Here is a 25,622-nt window from a genome sequence, read left to right on the forward strand (position 1 = left end):
AATCGGCTCCCGAGACTCATCCCCAGGTCTCGGCCAGAGTGCTTTTTAGCGGGTGAAATTGAAGGGCTGGTTAACGATTTGTTGCAATTTTGTAACAGGTTCGTGAGATGACATTGATGCATACCAATTTGTCACAAATGTTTATTAAGCTTGCCGCAAATTTCTGCAGTGGATGATTGAGATGATTAACCTAAAAAAAATAATTTGTATAAATATTCTATTGGTTGGGCTGCTCAGCACCCTAAAAGCCCATGCTTGGGGAGATGATGGCCATAGAGTGGTTGGAGAAATCGCTTGGTATTATTTGGCACCTAATGTAGCCGCAGAAGTTGAATTGTTACTTGATGAGGTTGGGGAACCACATCTGGCAGAGTCAGCCACCTGGGCGGATCGTATTCGTTCCAACGAGCAATATAATTGGGCAGCGCCCATGCACTATATCAATCTATCCCGTGACTGGAACCGCTATGACGCGGAGAGGGATTGCCCTCCAACAGGGTGTATTGTCAAAGCCATTCAGCAGTTTGAAGAAGTTCTTGCAGATCGCACCCGGTCAGGGACAGAGCGTGCCGAGGCCTTAATGTTTATTGCGCACTTTGTAGGGGATCTTCATCAGCCGCTACACACAGGTCTTTATTCGGATCGTGGTGGCAACGATGTATTCGTGCACTTTTATGGAGAGGAGACCAATTTACACGCTCTTTGGGATATCCATCTTGTCTCAAGAGTGGTTACCGATTGGCGGGGTTATGCAAAAGAACAGACAGAAAAAATTGGTGCAGTCCAGAGCCAGCTTTGGCAGTCTACAGATGCAACAGACTGGGTAAAGGAGTCCCATCAGTTGGCTCATAAACTGGCATATACCAATGAAACTCAATTGGGGGAAAAGTACTTCTTGCGCTGCAGGGATTCCTTAGAAATGCGTCTACAGCAAGGTGGTGTGCGCTTAGCTGCCGTACTTAACAAAGTTTTGGGTGGAAGATCATTGAAGATGATCGATCGATAATTAATCTAGTGGTTTTATTGTGGTGTTAGCCTCCACGAAATAAGGGAAACTAGCATCCATCGCTCATTGCGTGAAGGAGTTTTCCTAAATACCGGCTTAAGGATGGCAGATTCTAAATAATGCAATTCGAGCTCTTTTGACAATTAAAGTGCCCATCCAAGCCCGAATTGCTTCTAAAAACTGGACATTAGTTTAGAGCTACTTCTCCTTGAGTATGTGAGTGCAAAAGCAACTGTTTGGAAGTATTTGAATACATGTTATCTCCCAAGCTCAACCTGGAAGAACTCCCAGGCTAACTGATTATCTGAAGCGGACAGGTTACGATTTGCGTCCGCCATCACATATTTTCCGTGGGCTGTTTTCAAAGTGATTTTGTCATTTTGATTCAAACAGGCCCATCCGTTGGAATGGTTGTAAAGGACAAATTTCTCCCAGCCTAAAAGCACACTGGCTCTTACATCGACATTATGGTTGTTATGTGGAGTGGCACGTAAGTAATGACCGTTATGGGCGCGCAGTGAAACCGTGTCACCACTCTGAATACAGCGGTGATCCACCCACTGCTGGGTGTTCCCTTTTTGCTCCAGCGCAAGAGTAAAAGTCTCCCATTCTGCAGCCGCAGCAGGCATATTTTTTGCCTCATCGTTACCACCGTAGACAGCCTGAATGCGTGTGTTGTGGTGGGTATTAAGCAGGGAAGCTGTATGTGCCCTCGCATACGTGGATGAATAGGCGGCAGCGTGATTGGTCCAACTTAATGTTGCCGTAATGGGGTTGTGATCACTGATGCTCTGGTGGACTTCATCATACCGGTTGGTAGAGAAGCTAATTTGCGAGTTGCCGCGAAAAGCAATATGGTCAACTCCCTTACAGGGTCCCTTTACATCGTTAATATTCGTATTACCTGCGGCATAACTTACCTGGCTACAGGACCAGGTTAAGCCCAACTCGGAAGCCCAGCGCCCCAACTCCGACTGATTAGGGCCTGGCTGCCAGCCGCCGTTGTCAATCCATGCATTAAAGTCGCCCATTACAATCACTGGATATCCGGCCGAATTTTGTTGAATAAAATGTTTAAGCTGGTTGAACTGGCCTGTTTTCTCCTGGCCGTTACTGGTGTCCATGTGAGTATTGTAAAAGTGTACTTTTAGGTCCTTGGCTAGCTGAACTTCAGTGAAGGTGAAGCCTTTTTCCGTCTCACAATCGGGACTTGAGCCGTTTGTGATAAAGTCTGAGTAGGTACCCTTACAGCTTGAATACTCAACATGCAGCTGCCTTCCATTAATAGGGTGTTTGCTGATAGTGCTTAAACCATCGCCAAAACTGAAGACCCCGCCCTGGAAATGATCACTTCGATAAGGATATTCTGTTTGGCTAAGGGGAGACATCACCGCGTAATTTCTGACCCAGTTTTCCTGGAGTCCGACAATATCGTAGGCCTGCCCAGCAATATAGGTGGATGAAAAAAGAGATGCCTGGCCATCAGAAATACCCTGTAAACCTTCAGGAAAGCCCTTTATGTTGGCTGCCATTACTTTAATCTGGCCACTTTGCCCAGCCAAGCTTCCCGGCCTGCTATAGGCTTGATTGCCCACAGTGCCGGTAAAACCTACCTGAGTGCTGGAACTAACCAGAATATCCCATATTTCTGACAAAGTTATTGCTGAAGCAGAAGCGCTTAGGCCCAGGCTTCCTACGATAAGAGCTGATCTTAATAGTTTGTTTTTCATTTATTGTTATCCGTTATTTAAATTGTCCGATTTTATTTTTCTATCAATGGTGTATCTCGGATATCGGTCTATTGGTTGTGCGTGGTAAGGGGAACGATTTTTAATTAATTATGAGGCCTCCTTAATTGACAAATATTACTAGCAATATTTAAGCGATTTTATTTGGCGCCTACCGGACGGATAAAAGACTTCAGTAATAGATACTAATTGTCATTTCATCAATAAGTAAGATAGAAAGAGCTTTAACGGGCTATGGCCAAAATAAAAGGTTGGGCAAGCGTACTAGAAAGCAATTGCCGGAATAATAAAGGATTGGTGATATGAGTGGATACTGGATTAGTAAATTTTAAAATCAATAATAGACTGGGCAGTTCCGCTTGTTGTCTTAGCTGCCAGCCTGATTAACAATGGTTGCAGTTTAAGTACACAACGCCCACCTCAGGCTCCAGAGCCTGGGAAATATTAACAATAATGTAGTAGGTGTACATACATGGAACTGGTAGGACCTCACCGGAGCCTAAGGCTCTTCTGCGCCCCTCTTATTGTGGCTTTACTGACGAGTGGTTGCTCGGAATCCAGCGACAGTAGCCCTAAAAACCGTTTGGCCTTAGCCCAACAAGCGCTGACTTTGGCGCCCGCTGATCCAGAAATTGCTGAAATCTATCAGCGAACCTGTCGCAGCTGTCACAGCACTGGGGTCAGCGCTGCGCCACTCACTGGGGACATTGCCGGCTGGGAACCGCGTCTCGACAAGGGAATGGATGTATTGGTTGAAAACGCGATTAATGGTTTCCAGGGGATGCCGCCACTGGGTCTTTGTTTCGAGTGCTCACCGGAGCAGTTTGAACAGTTAATTGCCTTTATGGCCTCTGCGGAGTAAGGGATTATGCAGCAGTCACGTCGCCGCTTTATTACAACTATTGCCGCTGGTTCTACAGCTATCGCTGCTACTCCAATCTCCTCTATGGCACGCACCTTGGTACAGGCGAGTGGCCCAGTAAAGCGTAAGGGTATCCGCTGGCGCAACTGGTCTGGTTCGCAAGACTGCCTGCCCAGTGAACGTCTGGCACCAAAGACAATCGCCGAACTACAGCAACGTGTAGCTGATGCTAAAGGTACTGTTAGAGCTGTGGGGGCTGGGCACTCCTTCACGGCCTTGGTACCCACCGATGACACCATTCTCTCGCTCGGGCGTATTAGCGGTGTGGCCGATCATAGTAGCGAAACCACCCAGGCTACGATTTACGCGGGTACACGTATAGCCGATCTTGGCCAGCCGCTTGAAGATATTGGTCAAGCCTTGATTAATCAGCCGGATATTGATGAGCAAACTCTCGGCGGATGCCTGGCCACTGCCACTCATGGCACTGGGGCCGGTTTAGGTTGTATGTCCAGCTATGTAACGGGATTGGAGCTGGTTACGGCAGATGGCAGCACTCTGTGGTGCGATACAGAGCAAAACCCAGAGACTTTCATAGCAGCCAAAGTTTCCCTGGGTAGCCTGGGGTTAGTGACCAAGGTGCGTATGCAGAACCAGTCCAGTTACAAACTCCGGCGAGAATCCTGGGTGGCTCCCATGAGGGAGGTGCTTGAGCAGGCGGAGACACTTGCGGAGTCAAGTCGCAATTTCGAGTTTTACTATATTCCTTTCTCCGGAATGTGTATGGCTGATAAGCACCAACTAACGGATGAAGAGATCTTTACTACCGCGCGTGAAGATACTAACGAAGCTGTAATGACCCTTAAAACTGTTCGAGACTGGCTTGGCTGGTCGCCCAGATTACGGCAATACGCCTTACAGTCTGCAATGGAGGATATTGAAAAGGAGGTGGTTGTGGAGTCCTCTTGGCGAAACTACGCCAGTGAGCGAAATGTTCGCTTCAATGAGATGGAATACCACCTTCCCAGGGAAGCCGGACTGGCCGCTTTTGAGGAGCTACGCCGTACAATCGAAGAGAACAATCTTAATGTGTTCTTTCCTATCGAAGTGCGCTTTGTAAAGGGGGATGATATTTGGTTGAGCCCCTTCTACCAGCAGGATTCCGTATCTATTGCGGTACACCGTTACTTTGAGGAGGATTACCAGCCCCTTTTTAAGGCACTGGAACCCATTATGCGCAAGCATGGCGGCAGACCGCACTGGGGGAAACTTAATACCTTGCACCGGCAGGACCTGACTGGTTTATACCCCCGCTGGCAGGATTTTCTTGAGGTAAGACGTGAGCTTGACCCTAAAGGAAAATTTTTAAACCCGTACCTGAAAAAACTAATTGGTTGATAGGGCCCTTATTCATCTCAGGGCTGAAGAGAGACTAGGGGAGCTAACTGTGCAGAAAACGCGGAGAAAATTTTTACTGGGCGGAGCGGCATTGGGGGTTGCGGCCGCATTTCCTTTGTTAAGGCCTGAAGCTTTGGGGCAGGGGGGGCACACTAACTATTTTCAAAGTCTCTCTAAGGCTCTGGATTCCGCAGGTTTCTCTGGTCCCACAATGGTAGTGGATTTAAACCGCCTGAGAGCCAATGCGACTGTGCTTTCTGGACATCTAAATGGGCACTTTGACTATCGAATTGTTGCCAAATCGTTACCAGCTCTGGGGTTACTGGAGGCAGTTGCCAAACAGACTGGTACGCAGCGGTATATGGTTTTCCATCTACCTTTTTTGCAACAGTTGGCGCAGTCACAACCACAGGCAGATATTTTGCTGGGTAAGCCTCTTCCGATTGCTGCGGCCAAGAGCTTTTATAGCCGCCCAACAACCAGTGGATTTGACCCTAGAACACAACTTCAGTGGCTGATTGATAGCCCTAGGCGGCTACAACAGTATGCGGCACTAGCCGGTAGCCTTGAGCAAAGGTTACAAATCAATATCGAGTTGGATGTGGGGTTGCATCGCGGTGGAGTCAGCGATGCTCGGGACCTTACTGAAATGCTCAATATTATTAAGGCAGAACCACTGCTTACTCTGTCGGGATTTATGGGCTATGACGCCCATGCGGCTAAGATGCCGGGTATTTTAGGTGGCCCAGAGAAAGCCATTAATCGCGGTTTGGAGATTTATACTCAGAGGCTTGAGCAAGCTAAACAATTGTTGGGTGACCAGTATCCTAAAAGGTTGACGTTGAATGGCGCCGGCAGCCCGACTTACCAGCTTTATAAATCACGCTCAGATAGTGCACCCTGTAATGAGCTGGCGGCAGGTTCCTGTCTTGTTAAACCTACAGATTTTGATATCCCCACCCTCAGTGATCACAAGGCGGCTGCATTTATCGCCAGTCCAGTATTGAAGAAGTTACCGCAGACTCAAATTCCTGGTTTGGAGAAACTAACGGGTACGATGCGCTGGTTAAACCCAAATCGCGAGCAGACATTCTTTATCTCTGGGGGGTATTGGAAGGCGCTGCCCGAATCTCCAGAAGGTCTTTCGATCAATCCTATTTATGGGCGCTCTACAAATCAGGAAATGCTCAATGCTTCCAATCAGGTTGTCCTACAAGAGGATGACTGGGTTTTCCTGCGACCAACTCAAAGTGAGTCTGTATTTCTTCAGTTTGGGGATATAGCTGTGTATGACAAAGGGGAGATCGTGGAGCGCTGGCCTGTATTAAGTAACTCCTGAAAAAACATCTTTACATGGTTCTAAATAGATGACGCTGTACTGTATATAGCCGTATGTAATCACAAGTAATTATTATAATAAATTTGGAGAGTAACGTGATTTTTGAGCTGGTTTTAGTGCTAAATACTATTTGGTTTTTAATGGGTTTCAATGTTTTCTCCTTGCGGGGAAAGATTTTTGCCAAGCTGGTTGTTCCTAGAGAGCATAGGGATACCCCTGTCTTTGGAATACTGGCTGAGTCAGGTAAATTTCTAGGCGGGTTTAATTTTTCATTGGCGCTAATGAGTATTCTTTTATTGGTTAATCACGCCTCCTTTTCTGGGGATATTCAAAGATCTATATTGCTTTTTGTTTTTTCTGTTACACATGGTTCTCAGTTTATTTATAACTTGCCAGTCGCGCTAAAGAACCGAAAAGGGGGTGGGCCTTGGAAAGTGAAAGGTGTGATGAAGTTTATATTTATTATGGACTTTATCATGATGATGATTAATTTAACCCTGGCGCTTTGGTATTGGTTGTAATGAGGCTGGTCGTTCGGTGTCGGCTAGTGTTGCCATTGCTGTTATGGGTGGCTTTTACGGTTTGATAGGTGATGCGATATTGAGTGATATTTTCCATATGAATATGCTGCGTTGAAGGGATGTGAAATAGGTGCTTAAATTAACAGATGTACCTACTGAACAAGTTTCGGCAATAACAGACTTGGTATTGGCTGTATTGGCGTTGTTTATATTTCTTTATTTTATTAGGCCGGAATTCAAGTCTGGCTGGAAGAGAAATTGCTGGATTTGTTTCTTTGGGGTGATGTTTATCGTTGGCCTATTGGGTTCGGTAATTCATGGTTTTCAGATTGCCGGGCCTGAAAGAATATTCATGTGGCATGTTTTATTTTTTTCCCTCGGTCTTTTTCTGGTGTCGTTTACACTTGCTATTATTGGTGATCTTGCCGGTGAGCGAATATCAAGAAAGTTATTGCCCTACATATTTTTAATTGGCCTGATATTTTATTTCATTGCAGTATCTAGAATTGATGGTTTCATAGTCTTTGTGGGTTATCAAGCGTTAGTGATGATTCCTGTTGTTATTGGTTATACGTGGATGGGGTTTAGGGGGCGTTTACCCGGGGCTTGGTATATGGTTGTCGGCGGGCTTATTTCTCTCCTGGCTGTGGTATTACAAGTCAGAACGGCTCTGGAGTTTACGTTTGTTTGGACGTTTAACCATAATAGTCTTTATCATCTGGTTCAAACAATAGGCGTGTTGTTCTTTTTTGCAGGAATAAGAAAGTCATTACGGGCATCAATATAATTTTCCGTAATTTAATCCAAAAGGTTTTTATGAATAGAAACCCTCTACTCAAAGTGGTGCGATCTATAAGGGTGGGGCTGAGAAAAGGCGCCCACACCCCCCCTAAGTATTGATGATTGAAGCTTTATAATAAGGCCCCTGGCCAGCTTTAGGTTTATAGTGTTTTAGGCTGCAAAATTTATAAAGAAGGCATTCTATGGGCGCCCGAAATACTATCTATGAATATGGGGCAGTAGCTAAGTGGCTTCATTGGATAATAGCATTCTTAATTCTAGGATCTTACGTCAGTGTCTATTACCTCCAATGGTTTACTGAAGAGGATACCCCAGCAAACTGGATTGCCTTACAGCTGCACTTGTCTATTGGCATAACGATTGGTGCTTTTGTACTGTTACGGATATTTTGGCGTTTGACTAATCCCACTCCGAAACTGGAACCTGGCTCCAGGCTAGAGCACTTTGCCGCGCATACAGGCCATTTTCTGTTATATGTAGTCATGATACTTGCACCATTAACCGGATACCTAGGAACTGGGGTGAATACTGAGTACTTTTTCCTGTTTGAAATCCCTCAGTTTGCTGACACTTCCCTTTTTGCCCACCTTGTTCAGAATAAAATGGGCTTGACCTTCAAACAGTTCGAGGAACCTATCGATTTCATTCATAAGGAAGTGCTGGGTGAATGGCTTATCTGGTTACTTATTTTAGGACACTTCTTGGCAGCCCTTTATCATCACTTTATAAAGAAAGACCGTACACTGATTAGGATGACTACGGGTAATCAGTGAAACAAGTACTCTTATAAAGTCATTTACCTTGCCCGTGATTTAAATGGCTCTACTATGTGTTCGTTGGTCGATAACCATAAAGCCAGAGTGCTCTGTTTGACCCTTGATAATGTTGCCGAGACCAGGAATGTATTTTTGAAAATCAGTTGTGCCTGCATTAAGGTTTTATTTATGACTCTAGTGAGGAAATTACTTTACCTAATCACATCCTCAAAGATCTAAAAGGCTTTACTGGCGATTAAGTCCAGTATCTGAAAAGTTGCAGGGGGCTGATAATCTTGGTCTTTCATACCTATGTAAGCGCTATTGAGCTAAAAAGTTCTCCGCACCTGACAGAGTTTTGAGACTAGTATTGGCGCCAGATTTCCGTGCCGTTCCCGCAATTGATGTTTATATAAATTTTGGAGATCCTTCTAAGGAAACCTGAATGTTTATTGTACTGAGTAATTTGCATATATAACCCCGCCAAGATTTTACCCAGGTGTATTGGCAGAATTTGATGCCAATTTGGCATAGAAGTTTGGCGCTCGGTTTTCTAATCTTCTGCCCATAACAATGTACCCATCCATAGAGATGGCCTGATAGTTTGGAGTCTAAGTAATAACCGGTATGGTCGTTTACTGCGGGTCCTAAGTGGTAGCTTATGTGTAGTCGTTTATCTTGGATATTGTGGTCCGGAGCTCTCTTGTTATTGGCTGGCTGTGATCCCCCCGGGGAATTCCACCCCATAGCGAGGGTGGAACCATTGGTCATACTTTCAATTGAAAGCCTCTAATCAGCTATCTGATTAAGTTACTGCATTGATCATCGGGTTGTCTTCTTCGTTGTGTTTTGGCAATGCAAGCGAAATGAAGGTTGCCAAAAACAGCAAGCACGTGGATACCAACAGGCAAGCTTGTAAACCGGCAATCTGGAAAATCCAGCCCGACAACAGAGTTCCGGTAAGGCGGCCCAGAGCGTTTGCCATGTAGTAAAACCCCACATCCATAGAAACGCCATCTTCTCTGGCATAAGCGACGATCAAGTAGCTGTGCACAGAAGAGTTCACTGCAAATAACACAGCGAATACCATGAGGCCCAACAAAATGCTGAGTTGAGGGTGGAAGCCGATATAGAGTGAGAAGGCAATCAGCGCAGGTATCAGAGTTAATGCGCAGCCCCACAATAGGGCGGTTCGCCCATCAGGCAGTGCCGAAGAAAAACTTCCAGTGATCCTTGGGGCAAAGGCTTGTGCTGCGCCATAACCGATGATCCAGCAGGCTAGGAATGCACCGACTTGCCAGTGGCCCCAGTCGAATTGGCTCGCCAGGAAAACGGGCAGGGCGACTACAAACCAAACATCACGAGATGCAAAAAGGAACAGTCTTGCTGCCGCAAGGATATTCACCGGGCGACTCTTAGAAAATACATCTTGAAAGCGGGCTTTCACCTTTGCTTTGCCCAAGTCTTTTCGTAAAAATTTCTTACTCAATAGCAATACTGAGGCGAGAGCGACTGCCATTGCGAATATAGCCCCACGAAATTCCAGTAATGCCAGTAGGCCTCCCCCCATAAAGAACCCAATGCCTTTCAGGGCATTCTTGGAGCCAGTCAGTAGTGCAATCCAGCGATAAAGAGTTCCTTGGGTATTGTCGTCAGGTAGTAAAAGCTTGATTGAGCTTTTCGCGCTCATCTTGTTTAGGTCTTTGGCTATGCCAGATATTCCCTGAGCGGCCATAACCAAAGGCACACTGAGATAGCTAGAAGGGACCAATAACATAGCTAAAGCGCAAACCTGTAATATCAGACCAATATTCATGGTGCGATTAAGGCCTAGCCGGGCACCGAGCCATCCGCCCACCAAATTGGTGACCACTCCAAAAAACTCATAGAAAAGAAACAGTAGGGCTATTTCGAGAGGGGTGTACCCCAGGGTATGGAAATGCAGAAGTACCAGCATGCGTAGGGCACCATCGGTTAGAGTAAAAGACCAATAGTTACCAGTCACCAATAAATATTGGCGTACCGAGGGCGAAAGGGTGGAGAAAAACTGCATGGGTTTTGGCTCTAACTACTAGGGGCTCCTGGCCTGAAGATCAGGCCAGCCCCGCGGGTATTTATCAGTTTTTTATTGGTGGGATCTAGGACATTGGCTTATCCAATCAGGCGAGCCAGCTCTGCAGTACGGTTGGCATAGCCCCACTCGTTGTCATACCAGGTATAAATTTTCACTTGAGTGCCATTGACCACCATGGTGGACAGTGCATCAACAATGCTGGAACGTGGGTCGGTTTTGTAATCCACAGATACCAGAGGACGTTCCTCATAACCGAGAATATTTTTCAGCTCGCCCTCTGCTGCGGTTTTCAGTAGGTTATTAACTTCATCCACAGTTGTTTCCCGTTCTACTTCGAAAACACAGTCCGTCAGGGAGGCATTGGCCAGCGGGACTCGTACGGCATGGCCGTTCAGCTTGCCAGTCAACTCCGGGAAGATGGCGGTGATTGCTGTGGCTGAGCCGGTAGTAGTGGGTATCAGACTGGCTCCACAGGCCCTTGCGCGGCGCAGATCTGCATGGGGCGCATCAAGGATTGTCTGGGTATTAGTGATATCGTGGATAGTAGTGATAGAGCCATGCTTGATGCCCAGTTTTTCATGTATCACTTTTACCACCGGGGCTAAACAGTTCGTGGTGCAGGAGGCTGCAGTAACAACTTGATGCTTGGCTGGATCATAAATGTGCTGATTCACCCCCAAAACAATATTTGGTACCCCGTCTTCTTTTACGGGAGCCGAAACCAGCACACGCTTTACCCCCTGCTTTAAATAGCCCTCCAATTGCGCGCTAGTCTTCATTTTCCCAGAGGCTTCAATAACCAGGTCGCAAGCACTCCAGTCTGTGTCGGCAATGGCGAGATTATGGCTACAACTTATTTCCTGGCCAGCAACCGTAATTGTGTTGTCCTTAGCTTCTGCATAATGCTGCCAACGCCCGTGTACCGAATCAAAATTCAGTAAATGAGCAAGGGTGGAAGCATCTCCAGCGGGGTCATTGATTTGCACAAACTCCAACTCTGGCCAGTCCCAGGCTGCGCGCAGCACAAGCCGACCGATACGACCAAATCCATTGATTCCGACTTTGATAGCCATGTTGTAACTCCTGAGTAATCTGAATATATGAAAAATCGCATATATCCAGGTAAATTTTTTAGCGACTTAGTGATATTACTTGCCAGCAAAATACCTACTGCCGTGACTTAGCAGCATAGGCTAGCTCTTTGGGGCCTATCTCCCATTAGGATCAAGTTGCGAAGATCTTCGGCAATAAAGTGCTGATTTGCCTGCAAAGTGTCTTGAAGGATCGATTTGGCCCAGCTGCCCAGTTCAGGGTTGATGCGGTAAAAGATCCACTGTCCCTGGCGGCGGTCCCGCAATAAATCAGCGCCGCGGAGTAGGGCTAAGTGCCGAGATATTTTGGGTTGGCTCAAACCCATAGCAGCAGTGAGCTCGCACACGCAAAGTTCTCCCTCGTGGGCGATCAGTAGAAGCGTACGCAGGCGGGTATCGTCTGCCAGGCACTTGTAGAACTGAACTGGGTTCAAGGCTTACCCCAAATCTTGTTTATGCCGCTTTAGCGGCCTTGTTATACACCAGTACAAAAAGTTTGATGCGGGTACTCAGTTCCAACACCGTTGTGTAAAAGGGTTTGAAGCAATGCCGACTGGCAGGGTCTTCAAAATTCCATGAGATCAATTTTCCGTGCCCAGCGGCAGGCACATATTCATTGTGGCTTTTATCACATAAGGTAATGACTAAATCAAAATCCCGGTCAGCTACCTCTTGTAAACTCTTGGAATAAAGCCCTTTGATCGGGATACCAAAACGTTGGAGAGCCTTGATGGCACGAACGTCCACCGGGGTGGGGTCTGTCCCTGCACTTGAAACCTCGAAGAACTCTCCCCCATAGTTACGCAGTAAAGCCTCAGCTATTAATGAACGAGCCGAATTCCCCGAGCAGACAAACAAAATCTGCCTCTTCATAAATTGCTCCCGAACGGTAAACCGTCCGACTTAGTCCGCATTATATATGGAAAAACGAATATTCAAAGGACCAAAAAAACCGGGAGCAGATCCCGGTTATTCACTAAATGCTTAGAGCTTGAACTCTGCCCAGACCGGCGCATGGTCTGAGGGGCGCTCCATAGCGCGGATATCATAATCTACCCCTGTGGCCACACAATGTTCCATCAGAGGGCTTGTGGCCATAATCAAGTCGATCCGCAGCCCACGCTTGGGCTCGCGGTCAAAACCCTTACTGCGATAGTCAAACCAGCTAAATACATCATCTGTATCAGGATTCATCGCACGGAAAGTATCCGCCAAGCCCCAGGCCTCAATTTTCTGCAGCCATTCGCGCTCTTCTGGAAGGAAGCTGCACTTGCCGTCGCGCAGCCAGCGCTTGCGATTGGGCTCGCCGATACCGATATCTTGATCACTCGGAGAGATGTTCATGTCGCCAATAACCAGCACCGGGGCTTCGGGATCGCAGGTGGTTTGTAGATAGGTATCAAGGTCAGCGTAGTACTTTTGCTTCGCCGGGAATTTTACTGGGTGTTCACGATTCTCGCCCTGGGGAAAGTAGCCGTTGATGACGGTGAGAGGTTTACTGCCGCCAATATCGAACTTTCCCATGACCATACGGCGCTGGGCGTTATCGTCGTCGGTAGGAAAGCCATATTCGCGATCGATAAATGGTAGGCGTGAGAGCAGGGCAACACCGTAGTGTGTTTTTTGGCCAAAATAGATTAGCTCGTAACCCAGGTCGCGAATGGCATCTACAGGAAAGTCCTCATCGGTGACCTTGGTTTCCTGGAGACCAATGATATCGGGTTGATGGCTATCTACCAGAGCCTGCATTTGGTGCAGGCGAGTGCGAATACTGTTGACGTTAAAGGAAACGACTTTCATTTCTTCCCCCAAATGAAAAAGGTCGGGCAAGCCCGACCTAATTGTTTACTGTGCGCATGGGTGCGCTTGGCACACCCAAAGGGCATCACATCTTTAGAAATTGGCGACTTGCGGCGGTGCCTTGCTGGCTTTGTCAGCCAGTCCAATAAAGTCCGCCATTATATAGCCCGCTTCGTTCAAGATTGGATCTTTTTCCAATTTGATTTCCACAGGGCCACCAATGGTTGCCACTTCTTCAGACTCACTCTCTTCATAAGCCTCGAAATCCTTGTAGGGTTCAAGCCCTTTTGCTTCGCGACGGCGGTTCTCCATGGAGAGCAGGCGCTGGTTCACGTTTTCACGTTCCTGCTCTCGCATTACCTCATTAAGGGAGAGATGCTTTCTGTCGGCGCGTTCGCTCTCAAACTTGAATTGATCGCGCAGGAATATGAAGTCCGGATCTGATGCTGTGCGCTTATTGTGCTTAGTGAGCAGATTAGGAATCAGAGTCTTCAGATTAAAGTACTTGGCGTGTGGTACGGCGTGGATACGGTCCCAGGGCAGGGCGGTATCGTAAGCGCTTTCACCAACACTCTCCGCATCAATAAGTTGCGGCATGGGGATATCGGGTTTCACGCCCGCGTGCTGGGTGCTATCACCGGATACACGGTAGAACTTGGACTGGGTAATTTTTAACTGGCCTTCTTTCAGGGGCGCCATGGTTTGCACGGTGCCTTTACCAAAAGATTGATTGCCAACAACCAAGCCGCGGTTGTAGTCCTGGATGGCGCCGGCGAAGATCTCGGAAGCTGATGCCGAGAGGCGGTTAATCAATACCATCAGCGGGCCGCGATACATTGCGCGAGAGCGGGAGCGGTTGTGCCGTGAAATCTGCTCATTAGCGTGGCGGATTTGGACTACTGGGCCCTGATCGATAAACAGGTCGGTCAACATGGTGGCTTCCTGTAGGGAGCCGCCGCCATTGTTGCGTAGATCCAGAATGATACCGTCTACCTTTTCCTCTTTCAGTTCGCTGAGCAATCTAGCCACATCGCGGGTAGTACTCTTGTAATTGGGGTCGCGGCGACGGTAGGCGTCAAAGTCTATATAGAAGGTCGGCAAGTTGATTACACCGATCTTGTAGCTCTTCTTACCATCTGAAAATTCGAATACGGCCTTCTTGGCAGCCTGATCTTCAAGCTTCACTTTACTGCGCTTGATCAGGATGGTTTTGTGCGTGCCGTCGCCGCCGGTGGGAATAGTTTCCAGGCGCACGAAGGTGCCGGCCTTACCGCGGATTAGATCCACCACGTCATCCAGCCGCCAGCCGACGACATCGACCATTTCACCATCTTTATCCTGGCCGACCCCTACAATCTTGTCGTTAGGCTTGATCTTACCGGTGCGGTCAGCAGGACCACCTGCTACCAATCGGGCAACCTTGGTGTATTCCTCATCCCCCTGCAGCACGGCACCGATGCCCTCCAGAGACAACGACATGCTCATGTTGAAGTTTTCCAGGGAGCGTGGGGACAGATAGTTACTGTGGGGATCATAAAGGCGAGTCAGCGAGTTCATATAGAGCTCGAATACGTCATTGCTGTTTTGCTGCTCAAGGCGCTTCTTTTGACCTTTATAGCGGCGTTCCAGCAAATCGCGAATATCCTCATCCTCTTTACCTGTGAGCCTCAGGTTTAAGACGCTGCTCTTTAGGCGCTTACGCCAAAGATCATCGGCATCACTAATGGAGGTAGGCCACTGACTCTCCTCACGGTCGAGTTCGAGGGATTCATCGCGATCGAAATCGAAAGCGGGCAAGCCTTTTTCGAGCTGGGATAGGATATTGTCCAACCGATCGCCCATACGCAGGCGGAAACGGTTATAAATCTCAAAGCCTGCTTTGACATCGCCAGCGCGTAGCTGGTCATCCAGCTTGGTTTGCCATTCGCGGAACTCATTGATGTCTGAGGCGAGGAAGTAGCTTTTGGTGGGATCTAGAGCATCAATGTACTCGTCCCAAAGGTCTTCCGACATTTCGTCTCCGACCTTGATTTTGTTGTAGTGCAGCATTTCTAGCTTGCCGACAATCTCCCTGGCAGTACTGCCCTGGTCCTTTTCAGGTGCCAGAGGCTCGGTCTCTGCCAGAGCGGTTGTGGAAAGCAGGCCAATGACCAAGAAGCCGGAAAATAGAGCGGCGATCCGATTGGTAAGCATAGGGAGTCTCTTTATACGTCCTACTTCATAGGCGACCAGCCTTTATGGCTTAGCGACCTATAGCTTAGGACAAGTATAAAGGCTGAAAGCTCCGAAGGGCATGAAATACCTCCAATCAGAGATGGATCTTTTCCACATTAGGCACATTTAGCAAAATAGAGTTTCCTACTATCCATTATTTAGGGCATTTGGTCTCAAATGGAGGCGGTTGGCACGGCTCGGTTTTGATGATTTTTACGCCGGAAGAGCATCTTTGACCAGGTAGTCGAGTATAGAGTGATTGAGTGCCGGGAAAATGGGTACCGCTAAAAAGAAAAGGAATTGAGTTGATACGCCCGCTGTTTTAAGAGCCCCTAAACAGTTCCGGGATGTCTCTAGCGTTCTGAGTGGTTCGGGTGAAAGTGCGGCTTCGCAAGGATATCTAGCTCTCAGAATGAAATCGCAACACAGAGTGAACTGCTCTAAAAGACTTACCGGAAGGGCCCCTAAGGCCGAATTTTCTTTTACGGCGAGCGGTGCCAAGCAGCGGCAATCCTCAAGTCCCGCAGAGTCATTCTGAATTAGTTCAGAGGCCTTTTAAATGCATACTGCTTCAACGTGGCTTAACGGTCACGCCCGAGGGCTCAATTAATGGGATTGGTTACCGATTATTTATATCTAAGACATATGTACTGATATTGAAGGTAGGCATCTAGGCGAGAGTTAATTGCGGTTCAGGTCAACCTTTTCTGCTTAATACTGCTCATTATTCCCGGTAAAAATGTTGCACTGAATCGATCTACTGGCTCCCTAGTGCTGTTCCATGGAGTTGTAGGATGAAGGTTGAATTTGCAACGTCGCGTTCACAAGAAATCTATGAGATGGCTGACCTAGCGGTAATAGGTGTAAGTCCTTTCAACAGCTACTTTTCCGAGGGGCAGATTGCTCGGCTTGCAAAGTGGGCGCAAAGTCACTTTAAGCGAGTCATGTTTTTTATTCCCGATAATGCTGCTGAATATACACAGATCGCACTTGGCTATGAGGAAGAGAAGGCGAGAAAAAGAGCTCGACGACAGTGCCACTATCTGCATAACAAGGTCTATCGCGCTTCGGGCTCATGTGCTGTAGACAGTGAATTGGTTGACTCCGAGTGGTTAAAACAATCTGAGCTCTATTCTCGCTGGCTCTATCAGTTTGAGCAGGAGTTTCACTTGAATGATGGTTTCCGCGAGGGTTGTCTGGAAGCCAGTAGATGGGTGCTGGAGCACCATCTAGCGGAAGAAGAAGTTACATTCGAGATGGTTTCAATAGCGGTGAGATATCTTTTGGCGGAGTTGCCGGTGATTTTGCATTCTGCAGATATCGTGGGTACAGATTCCTCATGTTTCTGCTATCACAGCTGTCCCAGATATTTAGATGACCTCTTTCACGAGAGTGGTCAAGAGGCTGCGGGAGAGAGAAATGGTTATGTGATTGTGAGAAATGACGGTGAGTAATAGTAGACGCTATGGCCTGCGAATGTGGTGTGAAAGGACACAGTTAAGCTAGAAAATACATTAATTAATAGATGTAATGCATTGATATATATGTATTTTTTAAAACTTAATGTAAATTCTAGCTTTCAGGGGGCGAGGGAAGCAAAAGCTCCGCTCGCCTTTGGTTCATTGGGTTAATTTGGTAGCTGCTTGGTCATTATGATGTGGTCGATATTGTAACCGTGCTTAGTGACAGCCAATTCAAGCAGCTCATCGACAATGGCCTCATCCAGCTGTGGAGTTCGACTTAGAAGATAGAGGCTGCTGCGATCGGGGTCCCCAACCAGGGACCATTGATAAGCGGGATCTAGCTCCAGGACCCAATAGTTACCGTTGGTCTTACCATCGAAGAATGAAACCGCAAGTTTGCTATTCGTATCATCTAGAGGGGTAGCGGTACCTTGCACGCTGATGGGAAAACCGTACTTTGGGTGTAGGATTCGGCAAAAGTTGAAAACACTGAGTGTGCCATCATCGTTGAGACCGTAGTCTGCCGTGACTGCTGTACAGGCAGGCTGGAAGATCTGTGGCAGTCGGGCTATTTCATACCACTTGCCAACGTACTGATAGACGTCCACGTAGGGGACCGTCTCAAGCTCAGATTCATTATCAGCCCAGGAGAGCTGCCCTCCAAAAGCCAATAGAAGAACCCCCAAACCTTTTACCAAACCCTTCATATTCACATTTCCTTGTCATTGGATTGAATTACTTTCCACCGTACCAATTGTGCGATGGCCAACTCTTTACGGGAGGTAAGCTGGAACGGATTAATCAATTGTCCGTTTGGGGCAAAGTTTCACAATAACTTCAAGAATGGCCAGCACTGCCCGCTGAATTTAGGCCAATCGATTGACAAAAAAGGCAATCTTGACTAATTGCCTATCCATTAGCGCAGTAGCAAGGGAGCAACAGTGAGCAAAACGCCATCACTATCGGCCGTAGTTACATTGACATGGGCGGTTAGTTGGAGGGCGATCCTTATCAACCTTCCGATTTATATGCCGTTTTCCATTCTATCTAAACTGGGCTACGGGTTTCCTGTTTGGTTTTGGTACCTTCTTTGTATCTTGGGTGGATTTTTGTCTTATGTTCTTGCGTTTTGGTGGCCCTTCTCGCGAGGTTACGGCGACCCAAATCTCCGGAAATTGAAAATAGTTGAATAAAAAAACAGCAACAAGCAAGTATCAAACGAGATAGATTGAGGTTGCTTTTCCGGCATCGTCGCAAATTCATTGCGGCAACTAGGGCTGATAACTACTCCAATCATGCCAAACCAATAAGCAGGCCATCCTATGTCACAGGAAATTCCCGTTGATGTACTGATCCTAGGAGGTGGTATTCAGGGGGTAACCCTGATGAGAGAGCTGATGCCAGAGTACTCGGTGGTACTGGTCGACGATGAGTTCGGTGACGCCGAGTCTCTGCATTTTCACGGTTATTTCTCTTCCGGCTGGAATGCGGCTAACCCCCTAGCTGCTGAAATTTACCGATGTGCCGCACAGCGCTGGCACAAAGAACTTGCGACTAGCGGCGTGAACAGTCGAATAACAGATTTCCATGCAGCGCTGACTCCGGACTTTCTAAGCACTGTTGAAGATAACTGGGCCAGAGCGGCTATTCCCTTTGAGGAAGTTGAGTTGCCTGAGATCTTTGATCCGGATAATTTGCCATCAAATCGCAGGTTCAGATTTCCTGATGATCTTATTTTTGATGGAGCTGCAGCCTATCGCAGTGTGAGCGAACCCTTGAGGAAGCAAATCTATCGTGGGAGGTTGGCCTCGTTTCAGCTTGGAGGGGCAGGGATTGAGCAAGTAACTCTGGATATGGATGGTCGCTCGTGTGAGTTAAAACCAGAGCTGGTGATTTCTGCCTGTGGTGCGGGGAATGCTGAAGTAATTCGGCACTTGGGTGTGGCAGAGGAGCAGATACAAAATGCTCAGTTAGTAAGACCTCTGCATATGCTCTTGGCTCGCGGCCCCAATATCCCGCCAGTTTCAGCTTTGTTGATCGACTTGGTAGTGATGTATCACCCGCTGGAGGATGGGGAAGGGCTCTGGATTCTTACTCTTAACCCAGAAGTTCCCAAGTTCAAGGCGGGTGTTGTCGATATGTGTATTCCGCCAGAAATAGAGAATGATCTACTTTGTGCATCTTTTGAGCGCCTTTCCAGCGCGATGGTGGCTTTTGAGGCTTGGGCGCAGGGCTGCCAGTGGTCGGTATATGCAGGCTGGAAAACAGATGCACCGGGACCAGATGGTGATCTATTAGTAGGCTTGGATTATCCCACTCCATACCAACTGGATGATTATGGCGTGAAAAATTTTCTCGCGGTGTGGCCAAACCATTGGGGCTTGGCTGCTAATGTCGCCGATGATGCTGGAAACTGGGTGCGTTCCAAGCTCAAAAGCCGTCACCCCCAGCCGGGCGCCGATAGTGGATTGTCTCCAGGCTCGGGGGTTGGCCATCCCATAGAAAATAAGTGGCAGAGCGACAAGCTCAACTGGCTGTGCTGGGAAGATTTCGCTCGAAAAGTAGGCTATCACCATTAACTTAAACCTCTTCGGGTTAATCAATTTGATTGGTTTCTGTTCGCTGTGGATATAAATACATCGCTCTAAGGAGCAAAATAAACGTCATGCAATGAAACTGTTGCTTGCAACGGTGAGTTTTTTCTGTATCTTAAAAACAAAATGTAACCGGTTACATTTTGCTACAAGGGTCCGTGAAAGAAGAAAGAAATGGACCAATAGCGAGGCAAGATACTTGGCCGGATAGAGACTCAAAATAATAAGAACCTGGTTGCCAGAGGCAGCTATACGGGAAGTGGTATGGGAAAAAAAATAAGAATGGGCATGGTCGGTGGTGGAGAGGGTGCCTTTATTGGTGCTATCCATCGTATGGCAGCTTCCCTCGACGGTGAGATAGAGCTAGTGGCGGGATGTTTTAGCAGTAATCCCGAGCGTGGCCGTAGCAGTGGAGAGAAGTTGGGCCTCAACCCAGAGCGCGTTTACCAGAGTTATGAGCAGATGTTCCTGGAGGAATCCCAGCGTCCTGTTGATGAGCGCATAGAGTTTGTCTCTGTGGTAACTCCCAATGATTTACATCTACCAGTTTCTTTTGCCGCACTGCGAGCGGGGTTTCATGTTCTCTCTGATAAGCCAGCCGCTTGCACACTTGAGGAAACCCTTGCGCTCAAAAACGAGGTCGTGCGAAGCGGCTATCTCTATGGTTTGACTCATACCTATGCGGCTTATCCACTTGCGACACAGGCCAGGGCAATCTTAGCCAGGGGAGAGCTAGGGAAAGTCCGCCGAGTGACTGTTGCCTATCCACAAGGCTGGCTGGCATTGGCTGGCGACTCCAGCGGAAGTAAACAAGCCAGTTGGCGGACAGACCCCACACGCTCGGGAGAAAGCGGCTGTTTTGCAGACATTGGTACCCATGCTCATCACTTGGTCGAATTCTTTACCGGTCAGCGTATCTCTGAGGTCTGTGCGGACTTGCAATCAGTAGTCGACCAAAGGGCCCTGGATGATGATGGTGCGGCGCTATTTAAATTAGATCAGGGTGCGCGCGGCACCCTGACAGCCAGCCAAGCCTGCGGTGGGGAAGGGAATAACCTGAATATCAGCGTTTATTGCGAACATGGCTCGCTGTTCTGGGAGCAGGAATCTCCCAATCAATTGCAGTTAAAGCGTAGGGGGGAGCCAGTGGCCCTTTTGAAGGCTGGTGCAGACTGTGGATACCTGGATGACGAGGTCCGAGCTCTTTGTCGAACACCGCAGGGGCATCCTGAAGGTTATATAGAGGCCTTTGCGAATATTTACCGCGACTTTGCTGCCCAGGTTCGATGCCGCCGGCAAGAACAACCCATTAAAGAAAGTTCTGTCGTGGGGGATATTGATGCGGGTGTCCGTGCTATGGCATTTGTGCGCGGTGCATTGGAAAGCAGCCGTGCGAGTTCTTCTTGGGTGGCGCTGTCGCCATATTGGGAATAAGCAGCTAAATCGTATTGATTCATTTTCAAATAATTTAGGAACCTCTGGCAGGGTGGAAATCCGGCAGTTAGTACGGCACAGGGAGGTGTCGATGTCGGCCCAGTGCCAGTCCGCTTTTGGAAAGACAGCATTGTGCTTTTCAAAAGAAGCAAGCTGATCACCCAGGAAGGATTGATTGGTTGCAGAGGTAAATAAGTACAGCAGTAAAAAGGATAAGAATAAATGAAGGCACCCAGAATTCAGGGGCCCGGGATATTTCTCGCCCAGTTCCTCCCTCCGAGCGACCAACCGGCTTCACTGGAGTCTATGGCTTGCTGGGCATCGGATCTGGGTTATAAAGGCATTCAAGTTCCCACTTGGGACAAGCGTATCTTTGATCTGGAATTAGCCAGCAGTAGCCAGGCTTATTGTGACGATGTTTTGGGAATCTGTGAGAAGGCGGGAGTCGAAATCTCAGAACTGTCCACGCATTTGCAGGGCCAGCTGGTTGCAGCGCATCCAGCATATAAAGAGATGCTGGATATTTTTTCCCCAGAGGAAGTGCGAGGCAACTTGCCAGCCCGCGCTGAGTGGGCGAGCAATCAACTGATGTTGGCTGCTCGTGCCAGTGCCAATCTAAAGCTTAAGTCGCACGCTACATTTTCTGGCGCACTACTTTGGCATACTTTTTATCCTTGGCCCCAACGCCCCGCAATGTTGGTGGAAGAGGGCTTTCGCGAACAGGGCCGGCTGTGGCGCCCTATATTGGATGCGTTTGACAGTGCTGGAGTTGATGTTTGTTATGAGCTTCACCCTGGTGAAGATCTGCATGATGGGCTGACCTTTGAACGTTTCCTCTACGAAGTGGAGGACCACCCAAGAGCGAATATCCTCTATGACCCCAGCCACCTGCTTTTACAGCAGATGGACTACCTGGCTTTTATCGATATCTATCACGAGCGAATCAAGGCGTTTCACGTGAAAGATGCTGAATTCCATCCGAGTGGTAGGGCCGGAGTTTATGGTGGTTATGCCCCTTGGATTGATAGACCTGGCCGCTTCCGTTCCCTGGGCGATGGTCAAGTGGACTTCCGTGGGATTTTCAGCCGCTTGACCCAATACGGTTACGACCGCTGGGCGGTACTCGAATGGGAGTGTTGCATTAAGGATCAACAACAGGGGGCCAGTGAGGGTGCACCATTTATTCGGGATCACCTGATTACCGTGGCAGGCAAGGCTTTTGATGATTTTGCTGGTGCAGAAACAGATCGCGCGCGAAATCGTCGGATTTTAGGATTGGATTAAATTTTTCCAAGCCAAGTGAATAACCAATAACAATAAATCATGCGGAGACTGGATAGATGAGTACGATGATAACGCCCCAGAACAAGAGAATATTCTTGGTGGGTAATCTCTCCATTTTTATGATTGGCTTGGGCATGGCTGTGCGGACGGTGATAGCCACTAACTTGCAGGAAGATATCTATAACCATATAGACCTAGCTAACTCCACAACTATGCTCGGTGAAGCAATTGGTATTACCTTTGCTGGATTTGCTTTCACACTTCTATTTGGAAGCGCACTTGTGGACTTGGTCGGTATCAAGCGAATGCTGATGCTCTCATCTATAGGCTATGTATTGGGCAGTTTGCTTATTATTGCTGCCTCTTTTGTGGCTCCTGGGGAGGGGGTAGAGAATCTGGTACTAGCCGGCCTGTTACTGACAGGCTTGGGCTGGGGTGCCGTGGAGGCAGCCAGTAATCCTATGGTTGCTGCAGTCGACCCAGAAAATAAAACGCAACGTTTAAACGTACTACATGCTTGGTGGCCTGCAGGCATTGTGGTTGGAGGATTACTGGGATTGTCAATCTCTGCCCTCGAGCTTCCCTGGCAGTTGAACCTTGTCGTGTTGGCACTGCCGGCTGTAGTTATGGCTTGGCTAGTGGCTAAAACTGATTTCCCTGTAACTGAACGGGTTTCTTCCGGTATCAGTTATGGCGAAATGTTTAAAGAGGTATTCAAGCAGCCGATGTTTATCCTGCTGTGGGTGTGCATGTGGCTGACCGCCGCAACCGAGTTGGCCCCTGGGCAGTGGGTAGACCTGACCCTGTCACGCGTTGTTGGCATGAAGGGTATTCTTATTCTTGTTTATGTCAGCATGTTGATGTTTGTGATGCGCCACTTTGCCGGACGGCTGGCAAAGAAACTGTCCTCTATCGGACTTCTATGGTTAAGCAGTCTCCTTGCCGCAATTGGGCTCTATTGCCTGGGTATGGCTAGGACGCCAGTAACTGCATTTTTGGCAGCGACTGTCTGGGGCATTGGTGTTTGTTATATGTGGCCCACTATGCTGGCCACAGTCTCCGAGCGTTTTGTGCGCGGTGGGGCATTGTTTCTGGGATTGCTGGGTTTTGCCGGTGGTATGTCTATCCAATTTGTTCTGCCAAAGCTTGGCGCTATTTTTGACAATGCCAAGATTGAGGCAGCGGGGGGCTTGGAAGCCTTTGAAAAGCTGAGAGGGGATGAGTTGGATGCGGTATTAGCCACCGCTTCTGTTGAGTCATTCCAGTCATTGGCAGTAGTTCCACTTATCCTGCTCCCCATTTTTGCCTTTATTTGGCTTTGGGATCGAAGGCAAGCAGCCAGCAAATCAGAAGCAGCCGTTTCAGTGGGGAATCCGTAGATGGTATCCATCTGTGCGAAAATAACCCGCTTCTAACAGGTAATTAGCAGGAAATTATGTCAAACATTCGCGAAGTTGCACGCCGCTCCGGCGTATCGGTCGCGACCGTATCCCGAGCATTGAAAGATCCGCAGATGGTCTCTCCGCGAACCAGAGAGCGGGTGCTAAAGGCTGTAGAGGAGGCGGGCTACCGGCCGAACCTCCTTGCGCGGAACTTCAGTTCGGGCAAGTCATACGCAGTGATGGTTTTGGTTCCCAATATAGCTAATCCATTTTTTTCTCGGGTCATTCGCGGGATTGAGAAAGCTGCACAGGATCAAGGCTATTCGGTGCTGCTGGGGGACACAAAAGGGGATTCCAGCAATGAGCAATTTTATGCAGGTATGGCGCTAACCAATCAAGCGGATGGTGTTATCCAGCTCGGTAGTCGCTATCCGTTTGCAGAGAAGGACGCAAACCTGGCTGCATCTGTTCCTTTGGTGAATGCCTGTGAGCGCATAGTAGAAGATGATCGTTATCCGGTGGTGGAGTTGGATAACCATGGTGCGGCCCAGGAAGTTGCGCGGCACTTGATGAAGATGGGACACCGTCGCATCGGGGTTATTACCGGGCCCTCGCAGAGCCCTATAGTGCGAGACAGGCTGTCCGGATTTTCCGAGGCGCTAAAAAAACGTGGGTTAGAACTTGATCCTGAAATGGTCGTTCATGGGGAATTCACCATGACCTCTGGGCAGAAAGGCGCAGAGACTTTGCTATCGACCCATCATCGGCCGACTGCCATTTTTTGTATGAACGATGAGATGGCAATTGGTGCTGTGCACCAAGTAAAGAGAATGGGCCTCAGGGTGCCGGAAGATGTGTCTGTTACAGGGTTCGATAATATTGAATTCTCACAATTCACAGATCCGCCTTTAACTACGATCAACCAGCCCGCAGAGGAGTTAGGCCGTTACGCAATGGAAACGCTGCGATTGATCATCGATGGCAAGCCATTGAAATCCAGCCGGACTATTTTGCCATTTGAGCTGGTGGAACGGGAGAGTACAGGTCCTTGTTCGTACAAGTGAGAGCCGCAGATTCCCATGGACTGTTGCCCTAAAAAGAGCGGCATTGATTAGATAACAGCGTTAGGTGTGGAGATAATAATGATGAAAAACCTTACTAAAGCCAGATCCAAACTATCCGTAGCGATTGCAGCAGCAGTGATGCTGGGTTCTGCAGGTTGCGAGCGGGTGCCCGTGTCGAATGCCCAACAAGTGGGCGGAGAGTGGCGTTACCTGTTTGATGGAGAAACGTTACAGGGCTGGACTGGCACAAATGGCTCGCAAATTGGAGAGGCCTGGCAGGTTGTTAATGGCAATCTGGTCTTAACTGCCGGAGGTGCTGGGGATCTGGTAACAGCTGAACAATTCGAGGATTTTGAATTGCAGCTGGAGTGGAAAATTTCTGAGGGCGGCAACAGTGGCATTATTTATCGTGTCGCTGATGGAGATGCGCCAGTTTGGATGAGTGGCATGGAATACCAGGTGTTGGACAATGCTGCGTTTCCCAATCTGGAAAAGCCAAGCCACAGCGCCGGCTCAGTGTTTGATATGTATGCGCCCAGTGAAGAGAGTGTCAAACCTGCGGGGCAGTTTAACCAAACTCGTATACGCGTAGAGAACGGAAAGGTCGAACATTGGTTGAACGGCAACAAGATTGTTAGCTACGAGCTATGGTCAGAGGATTGGGGCAAGCGTTTGGCGGGCAGCAAGTTTTCGAATTATCCAGATTTCGCACGCTCTGAAAGCGGCTATATCGCTTTGCAGGATCATGGTGACAAGGTCTGGTATCGCAATATAAAAATTCGGGAGCTATAA

Annotated in this window: 22 protein-coding genes; 14 read left to right on the forward strand and 8 right to left on the reverse strand. The window is 48.2% G+C overall.

What is annotated here, in order from left to right; all coding sequences use genetic code 11:
* Nucleotides 1–181 precede the first annotated feature (181 nt).
* Complete coding sequence (locus MJO52_RS10320) at nt 182–1,006, forward strand: S1/P1 nuclease (RefSeq protein ID WP_252085855.1); 825 nt, start codon at nt 182–184, stop codon at nt 1,004–1,006.
* 257 nt (nt 1,007–1,263) lie between these two features.
* On the opposite strand, the gene MJO52_RS10325 is transcribed toward MJO52_RS10320, so the two are convergent.
* A complete protein-coding gene (locus tag MJO52_RS10325) occupies nt 1,264–2,736 on the reverse strand; it encodes an endonuclease/exonuclease/phosphatase family protein (RefSeq protein WP_252085856.1) in 1,473 nt (490 codons plus the stop codon).
* A gap of 490 nt (nt 2,737–3,226) precedes the next feature.
* Here MJO52_RS10325 and MJO52_RS10330 point away from each other — a divergent pair, with 490 nt between their 5' ends.
* The 6 genes from MJO52_RS10330 (at nt 3,227) to MJO52_RS10355 (ending at nt 8,448) form a co-directional block, all read left to right on the forward strand.
* Nucleotides 3,227–3,616 (forward strand): c-type cytochrome, encoded by a 390-nt coding sequence (locus MJO52_RS10330; RefSeq protein ID WP_252085857.1) that lies wholly within the window; start codon nt 3,227–3,229, stop codon nt 3,614–3,616.
* Between the two features lie 6 nt (nt 3,617–3,622).
* Nucleotides 3,623–5,014 carry a D-arabinono-1,4-lactone oxidase gene (locus MJO52_RS10335; RefSeq protein ID WP_252085858.1) on the forward strand — a complete coding sequence of 464 codons (1,392 nt, stop codon included), beginning with the start codon at nt 3,623–3,625 and terminating at the stop codon, nt 5,012–5,014.
* Between the two features lie 49 nt (nt 5,015–5,063).
* Complete coding sequence (locus tag MJO52_RS10340; protein ID WP_252085859.1) at nt 5,064–6,353, forward strand: DSD1 family PLP-dependent enzyme; 1,290 nt, start codon at nt 5,064–5,066, stop codon at nt 6,351–6,353.
* A gap of 95 nt (nt 6,354–6,448) precedes the next feature.
* Nucleotides 6,449–6,874, forward strand: a complete 426-nt coding sequence (locus tag MJO52_RS10345; protein ID WP_252085860.1) for a hypothetical protein — start codon at nt 6,449–6,451, stop codon at nt 6,872–6,874.
* Nucleotides 6,875–7,004: 130 nt separating this feature from the next.
* Nucleotides 7,005–7,661: a DUF6962 family protein gene (locus MJO52_RS10350; RefSeq protein ID WP_252085861.1), complete on the forward strand. Its 657-nt coding sequence runs from the start codon at nt 7,005–7,007 to the stop codon at nt 7,659–7,661.
* A gap of 196 nt (nt 7,662–7,857) precedes the next feature.
* The gene (locus MJO52_RS10355; RefSeq protein ID WP_252085862.1) at nt 7,858–8,448 is read left to right on the forward strand and encodes a cytochrome b; all 591 of its coding nucleotides are present in this window, start codon (nt 7,858–7,860) and stop codon (nt 8,446–8,448) included.
* Nucleotides 8,449–9,235: 787 nt separating this feature from the next.
* On the opposite strand, the gene arsJ is transcribed toward MJO52_RS10355, so the two are convergent.
* The 6 genes from arsJ to MJO52_RS10385 form a co-directional block, all read right to left on the reverse strand.
* Nucleotides 9,236–10,483, reverse strand: coding sequence for an organoarsenical effux MFS transporter ArsJ (gene arsJ, locus MJO52_RS10360; protein WP_252085863.1), 1,248 nt, complete (start codon nt 10,481–10,483; stop codon nt 9,236–9,238).
* A 98-nt stretch (nt 10,484–10,581) separates the two neighbouring features.
* Nucleotides 10,582–11,577 carry an ArsJ-associated glyceraldehyde-3-phosphate dehydrogenase gene (locus MJO52_RS10365; protein WP_252085864.1) on the reverse strand — a complete coding sequence of 332 codons (996 nt, stop codon included), beginning with the start codon at nt 11,575–11,577 and terminating at the stop codon, nt 10,582–10,584.
* A gap of 107 nt (nt 11,578–11,684) precedes the next feature.
* Nucleotides 11,685–12,029 (reverse strand): metalloregulator ArsR/SmtB family transcription factor, encoded by a 345-nt coding sequence (locus MJO52_RS10370; protein ID WP_252085865.1) that lies wholly within the window; start codon nt 12,027–12,029, stop codon nt 11,685–11,687.
* 19 nt (nt 12,030–12,048) lie between these two features.
* Nucleotides 12,049–12,468 carry an arsenate reductase ArsC gene (locus MJO52_RS10375; protein WP_252085866.1) on the reverse strand — a complete coding sequence of 140 codons (420 nt, stop codon included), beginning with the start codon at nt 12,466–12,468 and terminating at the stop codon, nt 12,049–12,051.
* A gap of 111 nt (nt 12,469–12,579) precedes the next feature.
* Complete coding sequence (gene xthA / locus MJO52_RS10380; protein ID WP_252085867.1) at nt 12,580–13,395, reverse strand: exodeoxyribonuclease III; 816 nt, start codon at nt 13,393–13,395, stop codon at nt 12,580–12,582.
* Between the two features lie 93 nt (nt 13,396–13,488).
* Nucleotides 13,489–15,588: a carboxy terminal-processing peptidase gene (locus MJO52_RS10385; protein WP_252085868.1), complete on the reverse strand. Its 2,100-nt coding sequence runs from the start codon at nt 15,586–15,588 to the stop codon at nt 13,489–13,491.
* 815 nt (nt 15,589–16,403) lie between these two features.
* Between MJO52_RS10385 and MJO52_RS10390 the strand changes: the two genes are divergently transcribed.
* The gene (locus MJO52_RS10390; RefSeq protein ID WP_252085869.1) at nt 16,404–17,063 is read left to right on the forward strand and encodes a tRNA-dependent cyclodipeptide synthase; all 660 of its coding nucleotides are present in this window, start codon (nt 16,404–16,406) and stop codon (nt 17,061–17,063) included.
* A gap of 173 nt (nt 17,064–17,236) precedes the next feature.
* On the opposite strand, the gene MJO52_RS10395 is transcribed toward MJO52_RS10390, so the two are convergent.
* The gene (locus MJO52_RS10395) at nt 17,237–17,779 is read right to left on the reverse strand and encodes a lipocalin family protein (protein ID WP_252085870.1); all 543 of its coding nucleotides are present in this window, start codon (nt 17,777–17,779) and stop codon (nt 17,237–17,239) included.
* A 615-nt stretch (nt 17,780–18,394) separates the two neighbouring features.
* On the opposite strand from MJO52_RS10395, the gene MJO52_RS10400 reads away from it, so the two are divergent.
* From MJO52_RS10400 to MJO52_RS10425, 6 genes are all read left to right on the forward strand, one after another.
* Nucleotides 18,395–19,651, forward strand: a complete 1,257-nt coding sequence (locus tag MJO52_RS10400) for an FAD-dependent oxidoreductase (protein WP_252085871.1) — start codon at nt 18,395–18,397, stop codon at nt 19,649–19,651.
* Nucleotides 19,652–19,930: 279 nt separating this feature from the next.
* Complete coding sequence (locus tag MJO52_RS10405) at nt 19,931–21,100, forward strand: Gfo/Idh/MocA family protein (protein WP_252085872.1); 1,170 nt, start codon at nt 19,931–19,933, stop codon at nt 21,098–21,100.
* A 222-nt stretch (nt 21,101–21,322) separates the two neighbouring features.
* A complete protein-coding gene (locus MJO52_RS10410) occupies nt 21,323–22,384 on the forward strand; it encodes a sugar phosphate isomerase/epimerase family protein (RefSeq protein WP_252085873.1) in 1,062 nt (353 codons plus the stop codon).
* Nucleotides 22,385–22,440: 56 nt separating this feature from the next.
* On the forward strand, nt 22,441–23,763 hold the full coding sequence (locus MJO52_RS10415) for an MFS transporter (RefSeq protein WP_252085874.1): 1,323 nt from the start codon (nt 22,441–22,443) through the stop codon (nt 23,761–23,763).
* Nucleotides 23,764–23,819: 56 nt separating this feature from the next.
* Nucleotides 23,820–24,830, forward strand: a complete 1,011-nt coding sequence (locus tag MJO52_RS10420) for a LacI family DNA-binding transcriptional regulator (protein ID WP_252085875.1) — start codon at nt 23,820–23,822, stop codon at nt 24,828–24,830.
* A 78-nt stretch (nt 24,831–24,908) separates the two neighbouring features.
* The gene (locus MJO52_RS10425; RefSeq protein ID WP_252085876.1) at nt 24,909–25,622 is read left to right on the forward strand and encodes a 3-keto-disaccharide hydrolase; all 714 of its coding nucleotides are present in this window, start codon (nt 24,909–24,911) and stop codon (nt 25,620–25,622) included.

The organism is Microbulbifer variabilis (assembly GCF_023716485.1).
Taxonomy (GTDB): domain Bacteria; phylum Pseudomonadota; class Gammaproteobacteria; order Pseudomonadales; family Cellvibrionaceae; genus Microbulbifer; species Microbulbifer variabilis_B.

Excerpts from the sequence above, each read along its gene's own strand:
- MJO52_RS10320 (WP_252085855.1), top strand. The coding sequence starts at position 182 with ATGATTAACCTAAAAAAAATAATTTGTATAAATATTCTATTGGTTGGG.
- MJO52_RS10325 (WP_252085856.1), bottom strand. The coding sequence starts at position 2,736 with ATGAAAAACAAACTATTAAGATCAGCTCTTATCGTAGGAAGCCTGGGC.
- MJO52_RS10330 (WP_252085857.1), top strand. The coding sequence starts at position 3,227 with ATGGAACTGGTAGGACCTCACCGGAGCCTAAGGCTCTTCTGCGCCCCT.
- MJO52_RS10335 (WP_252085858.1), top strand. The coding sequence starts at position 3,623 with ATGCAGCAGTCACGTCGCCGCTTTATTACAACTATTGCCGCTGGTTCT.
- MJO52_RS10355 (WP_252085862.1), top strand. The coding sequence starts at position 7,858 with ATGGGCGCCCGAAATACTATCTATGAATATGGGGCAGTAGCTAAGTGG.
- arsJ (WP_252085863.1), bottom strand. The coding sequence starts at position 10,483 with ATGCAGTTTTTCTCCACCCTTTCGCCCTCGGTACGCCAATATTTATTG.
- MJO52_RS10365 (WP_252085864.1), bottom strand. The coding sequence starts at position 11,577 with ATGGCTATCAAAGTCGGAATCAATGGATTTGGTCGTATCGGTCGGCTT.
- MJO52_RS10375 (WP_252085866.1), bottom strand. The coding sequence starts at position 12,468 with ATGAAGAGGCAGATTTTGTTTGTCTGCTCGGGGAATTCGGCTCGTTCA.
- xthA (WP_252085867.1), bottom strand. The coding sequence starts at position 13,395 with ATGAAAGTCGTTTCCTTTAACGTCAACAGTATTCGCACTCGCCTGCAC.
- MJO52_RS10385 (WP_252085868.1), bottom strand. The coding sequence starts at position 15,588 with ATGCTTACCAATCGGATCGCCGCTCTATTTTCCGGCTTCTTGGTCATT.
- MJO52_RS10390 (WP_252085869.1), top strand. The coding sequence starts at position 16,404 with ATGAAGGTTGAATTTGCAACGTCGCGTTCACAAGAAATCTATGAGATG.
- MJO52_RS10395 (WP_252085870.1), bottom strand. The coding sequence starts at position 17,779 with ATGAAGGGTTTGGTAAAAGGTTTGGGGGTTCTTCTATTGGCTTTTGGA.
- MJO52_RS10400 (WP_252085871.1), top strand. The coding sequence starts at position 18,395 with ATGTCACAGGAAATTCCCGTTGATGTACTGATCCTAGGAGGTGGTATT.
- MJO52_RS10405 (WP_252085872.1), top strand. The coding sequence starts at position 19,931 with ATGGGAAAAAAAATAAGAATGGGCATGGTCGGTGGTGGAGAGGGTGCC.
- MJO52_RS10410 (WP_252085873.1), top strand. The coding sequence starts at position 21,323 with ATGAAGGCACCCAGAATTCAGGGGCCCGGGATATTTCTCGCCCAGTTC.
- MJO52_RS10415 (WP_252085874.1), top strand. The coding sequence starts at position 22,441 with ATGAGTACGATGATAACGCCCCAGAACAAGAGAATATTCTTGGTGGGT.
- MJO52_RS10420 (WP_252085875.1), top strand. The coding sequence starts at position 23,820 with ATGTCAAACATTCGCGAAGTTGCACGCCGCTCCGGCGTATCGGTCGCG.
- MJO52_RS10425 (WP_252085876.1), top strand. The coding sequence starts at position 24,909 with ATGATGAAAAACCTTACTAAAGCCAGATCCAAACTATCCGTAGCGATT.